This is a genomic window from Kitasatospora sp. NPDC058243, from assembly GCF_042882025.1.
In the GTDB taxonomy this organism is placed as follows: Bacteria; Actinomycetota; Actinomycetes; order Streptomycetales; family Streptomycetaceae; genus Kitasatospora.
The window spans coordinates 114901-127797 of record NZ_JBHVWW010000012.1; the positions used below are offsets into that span (position 1 = coordinate 114901).

Annotated in this window: 9 protein-coding genes; all 9 read left to right on the top strand. The window is 74.1% G+C overall.

The genetic code is table 11. The features are described 5' to 3' along the window. Positions 1–16 precede the first annotated feature (16 nt). The 9 genes from ACFVX9_RS11535 (at position 17) to ACFVX9_RS11575 (ending at position 12865) form a co-directional block, all read left to right on the top strand. Positions 17–1408 carry a hypothetical protein gene (locus ACFVX9_RS11535; protein WP_387981428.1) on the top strand — a complete coding sequence of 464 codons (1392 nt, stop codon included), beginning with the start codon at positions 17–19 and terminating at the stop codon, positions 1406–1408. Between the two features lie 15 nt (positions 1409–1423). After that, on the top strand, positions 1424–2398 hold the full coding sequence (locus ACFVX9_RS11540) for a transporter substrate-binding domain-containing protein (protein WP_380379995.1): 975 nt from the start codon (positions 1424–1426) through the stop codon (positions 2396–2398). A 192-nt stretch (positions 2399–2590) separates the two neighbouring features. Beyond that, entirely contained in the window at positions 2591–3946 is a 1356-nt protein-coding gene (locus ACFVX9_RS11545) for a hypothetical protein (protein ID WP_380379998.1), read from the top strand. A 5-nt stretch (positions 3947–3951) separates the two neighbouring features. Next, entirely contained in the window at positions 3952–6543 is a 2592-nt protein-coding gene (locus ACFVX9_RS11550; protein WP_380493713.1) for a tetratricopeptide repeat protein, read from the top strand. 3 nt (positions 6544–6546) lie between these two features. Continuing rightward, entirely contained in the window at positions 6547–7872 is a 1326-nt protein-coding gene (locus ACFVX9_RS11555; RefSeq protein WP_380424966.1) for a protein phosphatase 2C domain-containing protein, read from the top strand. A 142-nt stretch (positions 7873–8014) separates the two neighbouring features. Then, positions 8015–9373, top strand: a complete 1359-nt coding sequence (locus tag ACFVX9_RS11560) for a VWA domain-containing protein (protein ID WP_380377838.1) — start codon at positions 8015–8017, stop codon at positions 9371–9373. A gap of 73 nt (positions 9374–9446) precedes the next feature. After that, positions 9447–10658, top strand: a complete 1212-nt coding sequence (locus tag ACFVX9_RS11565; protein ID WP_380377836.1) for an FHA domain-containing protein — start codon at positions 9447–9449, stop codon at positions 10656–10658. Positions 10659–10802: 144 nt separating this feature from the next. Next, positions 10803–11720 carry an ABC transporter ATP-binding protein gene (locus ACFVX9_RS11570; RefSeq protein WP_363376284.1) on the top strand — a complete coding sequence of 306 codons (918 nt, stop codon included), beginning with the start codon at positions 10803–10805 and terminating at the stop codon, positions 11718–11720. Further along, a complete protein-coding gene (locus ACFVX9_RS11575) occupies positions 11717–12865 on the top strand; it encodes an ABC transporter permease (RefSeq protein WP_380377834.1) in 1149 nt (382 codons plus the stop codon). Before ACFVX9_RS11570 ends, ACFVX9_RS11575 begins: the two co-directional genes overlap by 4 nt. Positions 12866–12897: the final 32 nt, after the last annotated feature.

Sequence of the window (12897 nt, forward strand, 5' to 3'; positions counted from 1 at the left end):
GGTGGTGGGGGCGCTTATGTCGACAAACCTGTCTTCGTCCGCCCCCGGTGTTCTTCCCCCCGGGCCGGCACCGCGGGGCCGTTCCGGTTGGGGGGCCCGGCTGGCGAACGCCACCCGGACGGCGCCGGGCCGGCTGCGGCTGGCCGGGGCTGTGCTCGCGGTGCTGACGGTGGCCTTCGGCGCGCTGACCGCCTGGCAGTTGGAGACCAAGGCGGAGGCCGCCAACCGGGTGGTCCAGCACAGCCAGCCGCTGAGCAAGGACGCGGCCGACATCCACCGCCTGCTGGCCCGCGCCGACACCACCGCGGCCACCGGTTTCCTGCTCGCCGGGGCGGAGACGAAGGCCGTCCGCGGCGACTACGAGGGCGATCTGGCCGCGGCCACCGACCTGATCACCAAGGCCGCCGCGCAGACCACCGTCGGCTCCCCCGCCTACCAGAAGCTCACCGAGCTGAACAAGCAACTCCCCGTCTACGCCGGCCTGGTGGAGACCGCGCGGGCGAACAACCGGCTGGGCCTGCCGCTCGGCGGCGCCTACCTGCGGTACGCCTCCGAGCAGATGCAGGGCACCCTGCTGCCGCGCGCCGCCGAGCTGACCGCCATCGAGAACGACGAGCTGGACAAGGACTACGCCGAGGCGAAGTCCAGCCCGTGGGCCGCGTACGGCCTGGGGGTGCTCACCCTCGGCGCGCTGGTCTGGGTGCAGCTGACGCTGTTCCGCCGCACCAACCGGGTGTTCAACCCCGGCCTGCTCGGGGCCACCGCCGCCGTCCTGGCCGGGGCGCTCTGGCTGGCCGTCACCGGCCTGACCACCAACGCCGCGCTCCAGCAGAGCTGGAAGCAGGGCGCGCAGCCGCTGCGGGCGCTCAACACCGCCCGGGTGCAGGTGCTTTCCGCCCGGCTGGCGGAGAACCTGAACCTCGTCGCCCGCGGCTCCACCACCGCGTACGCGGACCAGTGGACGACGATCACCCAGCAGCTCGCCGGGGGCGAGCCGGCGAACGTCCCGATGGAGCAGCACTCCGGCTCGCTGCGCCAGGCCCTCGACCTGGCCCCCGCGGACGCCCGGCAGCAGATCGGCGAGGCCGACCGGCAGTACGAGACGTGGCGCACCCGGCACGACGCGGCGCACACCCTGGAGACCCAGCAGGCCGACTACCAGGGCGCGCTGCAGGCGACCGTGACGGCGGACCCGGCCGCCGAGGCGAACACCGCGGACGGCGCCTTCAAGGCCACCGACCGGGCGCTCGACCAGGCCGCCACCACCGAGCAGGACCACTTCGAGCGCTCCGCCAAGGGCACCGAGGGCGACCTCCGGCTCGCCGCCCTCGCGGCCGCGCTGCTCGGCGTGGCGGCCGCGGCCGCCGCGCTGCGCGGCCTGGGCCGCCGCCTGGCCGAGTACCGGTAGAGGGGGAACGGACACATGCGCAGGAGAACCGCAGGCACCAGGGCGGCCGCCGCGCTGGCGCTGCTGGCCGCCGGTGCGGCCGTGCTCGGCGGGGGCGGGCCGTCCGGCGCCGTACCCGCGGCCGCCACGGGCGCACCGCAGGCCGTCCGGTCGACCGGGCAGGAAGAGGCCGGGCAGGAAGAGGCCGAGTCCTGCGACCTGACCAGCACCGTGCCGCCGAGCACCGTGGACGGCACGGCGGTGAAGGCCATCAAGGCCAAGGGCACCCTGATCATCGGCGTGGACCAGAACAGCTACCGCTGGGGCGCCCGCAACCCGAACACCGGTGAGCTCGAAGGCTTCGACATCGACCTCGCGAGGGCGATCGGCGCGGCCGTCATGGGCGACCCGGCCAAGGTGGTGCTCAAACCGGTGTCGACCGCCGGCCGGGCCGACGCCCTCACGGGCAACCAGGTCGACCTGATCGTCCGCACCATGACGATCAGCTGCGCCAACCTGAAGAAGGTCGCCTTCTCCCGGTCGTACTTCAATATCAAGCAGCGGGTCCTGGTGCCCCGGTCGTCCACGGCCAAGAACCTCGACGAGGCGATCGGCGGCAAGACGGTCTGCGCCGCGGACGGCTCGGTCGCCAAGGACGTGCTGAACGCGAAGAAGAGCGCCAAGCAGCTCGTCCTGGTGACCAACCAGCTCGACTGCCTGGTCCGCATGCAGCTCGGCAAGGTCGACGCCACCATGACCGACGACGAACTGGCGGTCGGCCAGGCCGCGCAGGACCAGACGGTGAAGGTGGTGGACGGCTTCGAACAGCCGGAGACGATCGGTGTCGCGATGCGCCAGAACAGCACCGACCTCACCGCCCGGGTCAACCAGGTGATCTCCGACTACTACGCGGACAAGGACAAGGGCTGGCAGAAGTCGTTCGAGCGGTGGGTCCAGCCCTACCTGCCCGAGAACTCCAAGGACCCCGGCCTGTACTGGCCGGCCCGCTGACGCACCGGGCGGCGCACGGGCGTCAGCAGGCCGTTGACGCGGTCTTGACGCCCACCGCCCGCTCCGCCCGAACGGCCACCGGCTAGGGTTCGGGACGATCACCACGGGGAGACCGGTGGTGGGCACGGGGGTTGTCGTGGGATCGCACGTCAGGTACGTCGGGATCGCACGCGAGGAAGGAAGGACACGGCGTTGGCGGCTTCGGCTGGCCCGGTACTGAACCGGGAGGAGGTGGACCGCGCGCTGGCGCGCCTCGGCGCGGAGCGGGACGCGGTCGAGTCGGCGCTGCTCGCCCTCCAGGACCATCCGGGCCTGCGGCTGCTCGACGGCGCCGAACTGACCGGACGCACGCTGGAGCGCTGGTCCGTCGCCGGGAAGGGCCTGCCACTGCTCTGGGCCCTGTTCGACCGCTACGCGGAGGCACTGGCCTCGGCGCGCGCGGTACGGGCCCGCAAGGCCAAGCCCGGCGCGCCCGAACTCGCCGAGCTGAGCGAACTGCTCACCGGCGACGCGGTGACCGTCCCCGGCGGCGCGCTGCCGGACGGCCCGCAACTGCTCGGCGCGCCCGCCCGGCTGGTCGAGCGGATCAGCCTGGACGCGCTGATGACCCGGATGAACTCCTGGTACGCCACCGTGCTGGAGGTGGTCAGCGCCGCCGACGCGGTCTGGTCGGCGCTGCCGGCCCGGATCGACCTGCTGCTGGCCGAACTCCACCGGGTGGGCAACCTCGCCGCCTCGCTCGGCGTGCGGGCCGGCAACCACCCGCTCGCCGACGACCTGGCCGGGCTGGACGCCGACCTCACCGGGCTGCGCGCCGAGGTACGCGAGGACCCGCTGGCGCTGTGGCGCCCGGCCCGGGTGCCCGCCCAGCGCGGCACCGTGCCGGAGGGCGGCGCCTTCGCCACCCCCGCCGGGGTGGTGGACACCGAGCGGTTCGACCGGGCCGGGCGGGCGCTGGACGGCGTCCGGGTGGAACTGGAGAACCTGCTGCGGCTGCGCGACGACGCCGAGGAGCGCCTCCAGGGCGTCGGCGACCTGCTCCAGCGGGCCGACGCCACCCTGGCCGAGGCCCGCCGGGCGCGCGGCGAGGTGCTGGCGAAGATAGCCTCCAGCGACGTCCCGGCGGTGCCCGGGCCGGCCTCGGCGCTGCGCGAACGGATCGTGACGGCACTGGAGTTGCGCCAGGGCGGGCAGTGGGGCCGGCTGGCGCCGCTGCTGGACACGCTGGAGGACGCCGCCGCCAAGGAGCTGGCCCGGGCCCGGCAGTCGCTCACCGAGGTGACCCAGCCGCTGGCCGTCCGCGCCGAACTGCGCGGCCGGCTGGACGCCTACAAGGCGATGGCCGCCCGGCTGCGGGTCTCCGAGGACCCGGAAGTGATCGAGCGGTACGAGAAGGCGCGCTGGCTGCTGTGGAGCGCGCCCTGCGACCTGCGGGCGGCGGCCGCCGCGGTGGCCCGCTTCCAGCAGTCGCTGCGGCCGGCGCAGGCCGAGGCCGCACAGGAGACGACCGGCCAGACGCCGGTCGACGGACAGGTCCAGGGGGGCTGAGGTTGATGGGCGGGACGTGCGTACGGCCGGAGTGCTCCGGCAACGGCAGGATCGACGCGGACGGCTACTGCGACGAGTGCGGGCTCGCCCCGGCGGGCGGCGGCACCGTGGCAGCTTCGACGGCGGCCACCGGCGCCCCGCCGGCCGCCGGCCCCGGCGCGCCCTGCCCCCGGGACTGTTCGGGCGCCATCGACACCGACGGCTACTGCGACGAGTGCGGCCTCACCCCGCCCGGCGGCGACACCGGCGTCACCCAGCCCTACGTCCCCTCCTCCCGGGTCTCCACCGACTCGGCACGCAGCGGCTCGATCCGCTCGACCCGCACCGGCTCGGCCCGCTCGATGTCCGGCCGCTCCCGCTCGCACCGCTCGACCCGCACCGGCAGCAGCCGCTCGGTCTCGGTGCGCAGCACCCGCGGCAGCGTCAGCGCGGGCACCCGCAACCGGCTGGGCGCCGGCCTGGTGACGGTGCCGACCGTCGAGACGGCCGACCCGTCGCTGGCGGTGCTGGAGAACCCGGAGGTCCCGGAGCGCAAGCGGTTCTGCTCCAAGTGCGAGACCCCGGTGGGCCGGGAGAAGAACGGCCGGCCGGGCCGCCCGGACGGCTTCTGCACCAAGTGCGGCACGCCGTACTCGTTCACGCCCAAGCTGCGCCGCGGCGACCTGGTCGGCGGGCAGTACGAGGTGGTGGGCTGCCTGGCGCACGGCGGCCTCGGCTGGATCTACCTGGCGATCGACCGGCGGGTCAACGACAAGTGGGTGGTCCTGAAGGGCCTGCTGGACACCGGGGACGAGGACGCGCTCGCCGTGGCCGTCGCCGAGCGCCGCTTCCTGGCCGAGGTGGACCACCCGAACATCGTCCGGATCATCAACTTCGCCGAGCACCTGGACCTGGGCTCCGGCTCCACCGACGGCTACATCGTGATGGAGTACGTCGGCGGCAAGTCGCTCAAGGACATCGCCAACGACCGCCGCACCCCGGACGGCCGGCGCGAGCCGCTGCCCGTCGAGCAGGCGATCGCGTACGCGCTGGAGGCACTGCCCGCACTCGGGTACCTGCACAGCCGGGGCCTGATCTACTGCGACTTCAAGATCGACAACGTGATCCAGAGCGGCGACGCGCTCAAGATCATCGACATGGGCGCCGTCTGCCGCCTCGACCACGACGGCCCGATCTACGGCACCGTCGGCTACCAGGCCCCCGAGATCGCCACCCACGGCCCCTCCCCCGCCTCCGACCTCTACACCGTGGCCCGCACCCTCGCGGTGCTCACCTTCGACTTCCAGGGCTACAGCACCACCTACCGGGACACCCTGCCCGGCCCCGAGGACGTCGAGGTCTTCGCCCGCTACGAGTCGTACTACCGCTTCCTGGTCCGCGCCACCGACCCGGACCCGGCCCGCCGGTTCTCCTCCGCCGACGAGATGGCCGACCAGCTCACCGGCGTGCTGCGCGAGATACTCGCCCTCCAGGACGGCCGGGCCCGGCCCGCCCTGTCCACCCTCTTCGGGCCCGAACTACGCGTCGTGGACACCGAGTTGGTCATGCCCACCGAGCAGCCCGGACAGCTCCTGGTGACCGCCCTCGACCCGGCCGCCGCCGCCCTCGCACTGCCCGTCCCGCGCGTCGACCCCGGCGACCCCAACGCCGGCTTCCTCGCCACCCTGCTCGCCACCGACCCCGAGGAGGCGCTCGCCGCTCTGGCCGGCGCGCCCGCCCTCTCCATCGAACGGCGGCTGCGCGAACTGCGCGCCCACCTCGAACTCGGCCACCGCGCCGCCGCCGAGGAAGCCCTCGACGCCCTGGAGCGGGAGTACCCGGACGACTGGCGGGTCGTCTGGTACCGCGGCCTGGTCGCCCTGGTCGGCGCCGTGCACGGCCCGGACGGCCCGGACGGCCCGGACAGCCCTGGCAGCTCGGTCGCCCTGGTCGGCGCCGCAGGCGGCCCGGACGGCCCGGCTTCGCCCGACGAGGCCGGGCTGCGCGCCGCCGCCGAGGCCTTCGACGCGGTCTACGACGCCTTCCCCGGCGAGGCCGCCCCCAAGCTGGCCCTCGCCATCTGCGCCGAACTCCTCGGCGACGGCGGCGACGCCGCCGAGTTCTACCGACTCGTCTGGACCACCGACCCGGCCTACCTCAGCGCCGCCTTCGGGCTCGCCCGGGTCCGGCTCGCCGAGGACGACCGGCCCGGCGCCGTCCGCGTCCTGGAGTCCGTCCCGGCCACCTCCAACCAGTACACCGCCGCCCGGATCGCGGCCGTCCGCGCCCGGCTGCGCGAACGGCCCGCCACCGACCCGCTCGCCGCCGACCTCGGCGCCAGCTCCGACCAGCTGACCGCGCTGCGCCTGGACGACCGCCGCCGCGAGGAACTGGCCGTCGAACTGCTCGGCGCCGCCCTCGGCTGGGTCACCGCGGGCTCGACCGGCGCCCAGCAGGGCGGCGGCACCACGGTCCTGGGACGACCTGCGGTGGAGCGGGAACTGCGCTTCGCCCTGGAACAGTCCTACCGGGTACTCGCCCGGTTGGCCGACCGGGCCGAGACCAGGATCGAAATGGTGGAGCGGGCCAACCGCGCCCGCCCCAGGACGTGGGTGTAGCCGATGCCGCAGCAGACCGTGTGCCCGAGCTGTTCCGAACCGCTGGAGCCGGAGGACGCCTACTGCGGCGCCTGCGGCGCCAGCCGGGACGGCCGGGCCGCCCCGGGCGCGATGCCCGCGAACTGGGCCGCCGCCCGGGCCGAGGGCGCCCCGCCCCAGCACGGGCCGGTCTGCGCGCACTGCGGGCTGCCGCAGGTCACCGCGGACGGCTACTGCGAGGCCTGCGGCGGCGCCCAGCCGCGCCCGCGCGACCACATGGAGAAGTCCCTCGCGGGCGTCGCCGGGGTCAGCGACCGCGGCCTGCGCCACCACCGCAACGAGGACTCCTTCACCATCGCCGCCACCTCGCTGCCCGGCGGCGAGCCCGTCGTGGTCGCCGTGGTCTGCGACGGCGTCTCCTCCTCCGACCGGCCGGACGAGGCCTCCGAGACCGCCGTCGACGCCGCCTCCGAGTCGCTGCTGAGCGCCCTGGAGGCGGGCCGCGAACCCACCGCCGCCATGCGCCAGGCCATCGCCGACGCCGCCGGGGCCGTCGCCGACCTCGCCCAGGCCGGCCCCGGGCCCGCCCGGCCCGACCTCAACGCGCCCGCCTGCACCTACGTCAGCGCCATAGCCTCCGGCGGCCGGATCACCATCGGCTGGGTCGGCGACACCCGCGCCTACTGGATCCCGGACGACCGCGCCGGCGCCGAGCCCTTCCGGCTCACCCAGGACGACTCCTGGGCGGCCCGGATGGTCGAGGCCGGGCTGATGAGCGAGGCCGAGGCGTACGCCGACCCGCGCGCCCACGCGATCACCGGGTGGCTCGGCGCCGACGCCGAGGAGGTCGTCCCGCACACCCTCGACTTCACGCCGCACGTCCCCGGGGTGCTGCTGATCTGCACCGACGGACTGTGGAACTACGCCGAGGCCGCCACCGACCTGGCGTACTTCGTCCGGCCGGACGCCCGCACCGAACCGCTCGCGGCGGCGCAGACCCTGGTGAAGTTCGCGGTCGCCGCCGGCGGCCACGACAACATCACCGTCGCCGTCCTGCCGATCGACCCGCCGGCCGCGGGCGCCGGTGCCGGAGCCGAGGACCAGGGCGAGGACGAGGACGACCCCCGGACCGCCACCGCGCTCGACCTGCCGCTGATCACCGCGGCGGGTGCCAGGAGGGCCGCCGAGGAGGACGAGGACTACGAGCCGACCCTGCCGGACCTCCCGGTGATCGGCTCCCCCGCCGCCCCGCTGCCCCCCACCGCCCCGCCGGCACCGACCGCACCCCCCGCCGCACCGCCGACCGCACCCGCCGTCCCCCCGCAGCCGCCGCACCCGCCGACGGCCTGACCGGACGCCGCCCGCCCGGGGCCGACCCCGGCGGCCACCCGGTCCGCCGGCCCGCCCCCGACGCGGCCGGCCCGCCCCCGACGCGGCCGGCCCCCACCGACCGATCCGTACCGACGACCCTTCCGACGGGAGCCACCGGCCCATGGCAACACTGGCGAAGCCGAACCTGCCCAGGTTCGACGTGGAGATCTTCCAGAACGAGTACCTTGCCGACGGCGCCCGCGAGGTCAACGCCATCGTCACGGTCACCGCGACCGGCGGCGGCACCTCCGGCGGCCGCCCGCTCGGCATCGCCGACGCGGGCGGCCCGCAGAGCGCCGACACCGCTGCGGCCGTGGTGATCCTGGTGGACTGCTCGGGCTCGATGGACTACCCCAAGACCAAGATCAACGGCGCCCGTGAGGCCACCGCCGCCGCCATCGACGCGCTGCGCGACGGCACCGCCTTCGCCGTGGTCGCCGGCACCCACGAGGCCCGCGACATCTACCCCGGCGACGGCACCCTCGCCACCGCCTCCGCCACCACCCGCGGCCACGCCAAGGAGTCCCTGCGCCGCCTCACCGCCGCCGGCGGCACCGCGATGGGCACCTGGCTGGCCAAGGCCGACAAGCTCTTCCTGACCCGCCGCGACATCGCCATCCGGCACGCCGTCCTGCTCACCGACGGCAACAACGAGCACGAGTCGGCGGTCGACCTGGAACGCGCCATCGAGCGGGTCACCGGCCACTTCACCGCCGACTGCCGCGGCGTCGGCACCGACTGGCGGATCGACGAGCTGCGCAAGATCTCCTCGGCGCTGCTCGGCACCGTCGACATCGTCGCCGAACCCTCCGGCCTGGCCGAGGACTTCCGCTCGATGATGGCCGGCGCCATGGGCAAGCAGGTCGCCGACGTCGCGCTGCGGATCTGGACCCCGGCCAACGCCTCGGTCAAGTTCGTCAAGCAGGTCGCCCCCGCGGTCGAGGACCTCACCGCCCGGCGCGCCGAGGCCGGCCCCCGGGCCGGCGACTACCCCACCGGCTCCTGGGGCGACGAGAGCCGCGACTACCACGTCTGCGTCGAGGTCCCGGCCGCCTCCATCGGCAACGAGATGCTCGCCGCCCGGATCAGCCTGGTGCTGCCCCCGCAGGTCGGCAGCGGCACCCCCGAGGTGCTCTCCCAGGGCCTGGTCAAGGCGGTGTGGACCGACGACCTGGCCTCCTCCACCCGGATCAGCCCGCAGGTCGCCCACTACACCGGGCAGGCCGAGCTGGCCTCCTCCATCCAGGAGGGCCTGGAGGCCCACCGGGCCGGGGACGTCGACACCGCCACCTCCAAGCTGGGCGCCGCCGTCCGGATCGCGCACGCGACCGGCAACGAGGGCACCTACAAACTGCTGCAGAAGGTGGTGGACGTGGTGGACCCGAAGGAGGGTACGGTTCGGTTCCGTAAGAACGTGAGCGAGGCCGACTCGATGACCCTTGAGACCCGGTCGACCAAGACGGTGCGTGTGAAGAAGTGACCGCTGAAGACGTGACCGGGCCGACGACCCGGTGCGACGCCGCCCCAAGCCGGCTCGATGTGAGGGGGAACTGATGCCGATCTGCCCGAGGGGCCACGAGTCGCAGGCCGAGGACTGGTGCGACTTCTGCGGCTTCCCGATGACTCCGCCGGCCCCGCCGCCGCCCGGAGCCCACCCGGGAGCCCACGGGGCCCACGGGACCCACCCGGGGGCGTACGGCTCCCACCCGGCGCCCGAGGCGCCCGGCTCGTTCGAGCAGTCCCAGCACCCGGACCACCGCGGTACGCCCTACGGCGCGCCGCTGTCGCCGCCGCCGGTGCCGCCGGGGAACGTCCCGCCACAGCCCGGCGCGATGCCGCCGCCACCGGCCCAGGGCTACCCCAACCTGACCGAGGGCCTGACGGTCTGCCCGATCTGCCGCAGCCCGCAGACCGGACGGTTCTGCGAGGAGTGCGGGTACGACTACGAGCTCTCCACCCCCTCGCGCCGCCAGGCGCAGCAGCCGCTGAACATCCCGGCGGCGTACGGCGGCGCGCCCGCCGCCCAGCCGCCGTACGGCCAACCGCCGTACGGCCCGCCCGTCCCGCAGCAGCCACAGCCGCAGCACACCCAGCACCCGCAGCAGGCCGCCGCGCCCGCGCACACCTACGGCTACCCTCCCTCCTTGCCCGCCAACGGGCCGGAGGGGCCCGCGCCGGAGGGGGCGTTCCCCGAGGCCCCCGTCCGCGAGGACTCCGGCCCGGTGTACGCCGAGCCCCCCGGCCCCAACAACCGCGGCGGCGACTTCGGCACCTCGTTCCACCTCGCCCCGCCGCATCAGCAGCAGCCCCAGCCTCAGCAGCCACAGCCGGCGGCGGCCCCCGCGGAGCCGCTCCGGGCCAACTGGATCGCGGTGGTCTCCGCCGACCGCGAGTACTTCACCGAGATGATGGCCCGCAGCGGCCCCGAGGCGGCCGGGCTGTTCTTCCCGCCGTACTGCCCCGAGCGTCGCATCCCGCTGACCGGCCGCGGCCAGCTGCGGATCGGGCGGCGCAGCCAGCACCGCGGCACCGTGCCGGAGATCGACCTGTCGGTGCCGCCGGAGGACCCGGGCGCCTCGCACCAGCACGCGCTGCTCGCCGAACAGGCGGACGGCAGCTGGGTCCTGGTGGACCAGGACTCGACCAACGGCACCACCGTGAACGGCGGCTCGGAGCCGATCGCCCCGCACACCGCCGTGCCGCTGAACGACGGTGACCGGATCCACATCGGAGCCTGGACGACGATCACGGTGCACCGCGCCTGAAAGACCGTCGGCAACAACTCCGGCCGGGCCGGGTGGAATTCAACTTCCGCCCGGCCCGGCTTGTTCCCGATCCCTCGGACAATCCACAAATTTCGTCGTCACCGACGTGCACAGGGCCCTCCGCAAGCCCTAGGCTCAGGCCACATGACTGCAGCTATATCCGCCGACGGCATCCGTCAGCGGTACGGGGACGTGCAGGCCGTCGACGGGGTGTCCCTCACCGTCGAGGCCGGCGAATTCTATGGAATCCTGGGCCCCAACGGCGCCGGGAAGACCACCACGATGGAGATCCTGGAAGGCGTCCGCAAGCCGGACGAGGGCCGGGTCGAGCTGCTGGGGATGGCTCCCTGGCCGCGCAATCCGAAACTGCTGCCGCGCATCGGCGTGCAGTTCCAGGCCTCCGCCTTCTTCCGGAAACTGACGGCCCGGGAGACCATCCGCACCTTCGCGTCGTTCTACGGGGTCGGCCCCAAGCGGGCCGACGCGATGCTGGAGCGGGTCGGCCTGACCGACAAGGCCGACGTCATGACCGACCAGATGTCGGGCGGTCAGGCGCAGCGCCTGTCGATCGCCTGCGCGCTGGCCCACGACCCGGAGATCGTCTTCCTGGACGAGCCCACCACCGGCCTCGACCCGCAGGCCCGGCGCAACCTCTGGGACCTCCTGCGGGACATCAACGGCGAGGGCCGCACGGTCGTCCTCACCACCCACTACCTGGACGAGGCCGAGGTGCTCTGCGACCGGGTCTCGATCATGGACCACGGGAAGATCCTGCACACCGGCGCCCCGGCGACGCTGATCCGCGAGATCGACGACACCGTCCGGATCAGCGTCGCGTCCGGCCAGCTGTCCGTCGAGCGCGCCCGGGACCTGCTCACCGCGGCCGGCGCCGACATCGCCGCCCTGGAGGACGACAGCGTCTCGCTCTCCGTCTCCACCCGCCTCCCGGCCCCGGTCCTGAGCGTCCTGGCCGAGCAGAACGCGCTGCGCGGCCTCGAAGTGCGCGGCGCCACCCTGGAGGACGTCTTCCTCCAGCTGACCGGACGGGAGTACCGCGCATGACCGCCAGCACGTCCACCGAGCCGAAGACCCCCGCCCGGAGCGACGGTCCGAGCGGCGGCGCGAGCGCCGAGCGGGAGCGGGTCAGCGCGTTCTGGAGCCTGTCCCGCGCGATGCTGCTCGGCATGAAGCGCGACCGCACCGCGACCTTCTTCATCCTGCTCTTCCCGCTGGTGTTCCTGGTGTTCTTCGGCACCGTGGGCAAGGGCTCCAGCAGCCCGCACGCCAAGGTGGCGCAGGTCGGCGCGGTGAAGCTGTTCGACTCGATCCAGGGCGAGGGCCGGGTCGACCTGGACAAGGTCCTCACCATCACCAGGACCGACGACGCGGCCGCCACGCTGGAGAAGGTCCGCAAGGGCGACTTCGACGCGATGATCGAGCAGGGTCCGGACGGCAAGGTCGAGCTGCGCTTCAGCGCCGCCGACACCGTCCGCGCCGGCGCGCTCCGGGGCATCGTCAACTCGGTGGTCCAGAGCGCCAACCAGGCCGCCACCGGCCAGAAGCCGGCCTACGTGCTGGACGCCCAGCAGGTCGAGGACCAGTCGCTCAAGCCGATCCAGTTCCTCACCCCCGGCCTGCTCGGCTGGGCCGTCGCCACCGGCGCGGTGTTCGGTGCCGCACTGACCCTGGTCGGGTGGCGCAAGAGCAAGGTGCTGCGCCGGCTGCGGCTGGCCCCGGTGAGTGCGGGCACGGTCATCAGCTCCAGGATCCTGGTCTCGCTGCTGACCTCGCTTCTCCAGACCACCGTCTTCCTGGCGGTCGCCACCAACTTCTTCGGGCTCAAGCTCACCGGCAACTGGTGGCTGGTCATCCCGCTGGTGGCCTGCGCGACGCTCGCCTTCATGTCGATCGGCCTGCTGGCCGGATCGGTCGCCAAGACCGAGGAGGCGGCCAACGGCATCTCGCAGATCATCGTGCTGCCGATGTCCTTCCTGTCCGGCGCGTTCATCCCGCTGGACAGCGCGCCCGGCTGGCTGGAGACCATCTCCAAGGTCATGCCGCTGCGCTACCTGGTGACGGCCGCCCAGTCGGTACTGACCCGCGGCGGCGGCGTCATGGACGCCCTGCCCACCATGGGCGGACTGCTGCTCTTCGCGGCCGTGCTGACCGGCATCTCCTGGAAGCTGTTCAAGTGGGAGGACGTGTGACCGCCGCCCCGGTCGCCTGAGCCCCGACACAC

Bases quoted from the DNA above. Each gene is read 5' to 3' on its own strand.
- ACFVX9_RS11555 (WP_380424966.1), top strand. From the start codon at position 6,547: ATGCCGCAGCAGACCGTGTGCCCGAGCTGTTCCGAACCGCTGGAGCCG.
- ACFVX9_RS11570 (WP_363376284.1), top strand. From the start codon at position 10,803: ATGACTGCAGCTATATCCGCCGACGGCATCCGTCAGCGGTACGGGGAC.
- ACFVX9_RS11535 (WP_387981428.1), top strand. From the start codon at position 17: ATGTCGACAAACCTGTCTTCGTCCGCCCCCGGTGTTCTTCCCCCCGGG.
- ACFVX9_RS11550 (WP_380493713.1), top strand. From the start codon at position 3,952: ATGGGCGGGACGTGCGTACGGCCGGAGTGCTCCGGCAACGGCAGGATC.
- ACFVX9_RS11575 (WP_380377834.1), top strand. From the start codon at position 11,717: ATGACCGCCAGCACGTCCACCGAGCCGAAGACCCCCGCCCGGAGCGAC.
- ACFVX9_RS11565 (WP_380377836.1), top strand. From the start codon at position 9,447: ATGCCGATCTGCCCGAGGGGCCACGAGTCGCAGGCCGAGGACTGGTGC.
- ACFVX9_RS11540 (WP_380379995.1), top strand. From the start codon at position 1,424: ATGCGCAGGAGAACCGCAGGCACCAGGGCGGCCGCCGCGCTGGCGCTG.
- ACFVX9_RS11560 (WP_380377838.1), top strand. From the start codon at position 8,015: ATGGCAACACTGGCGAAGCCGAACCTGCCCAGGTTCGACGTGGAGATC.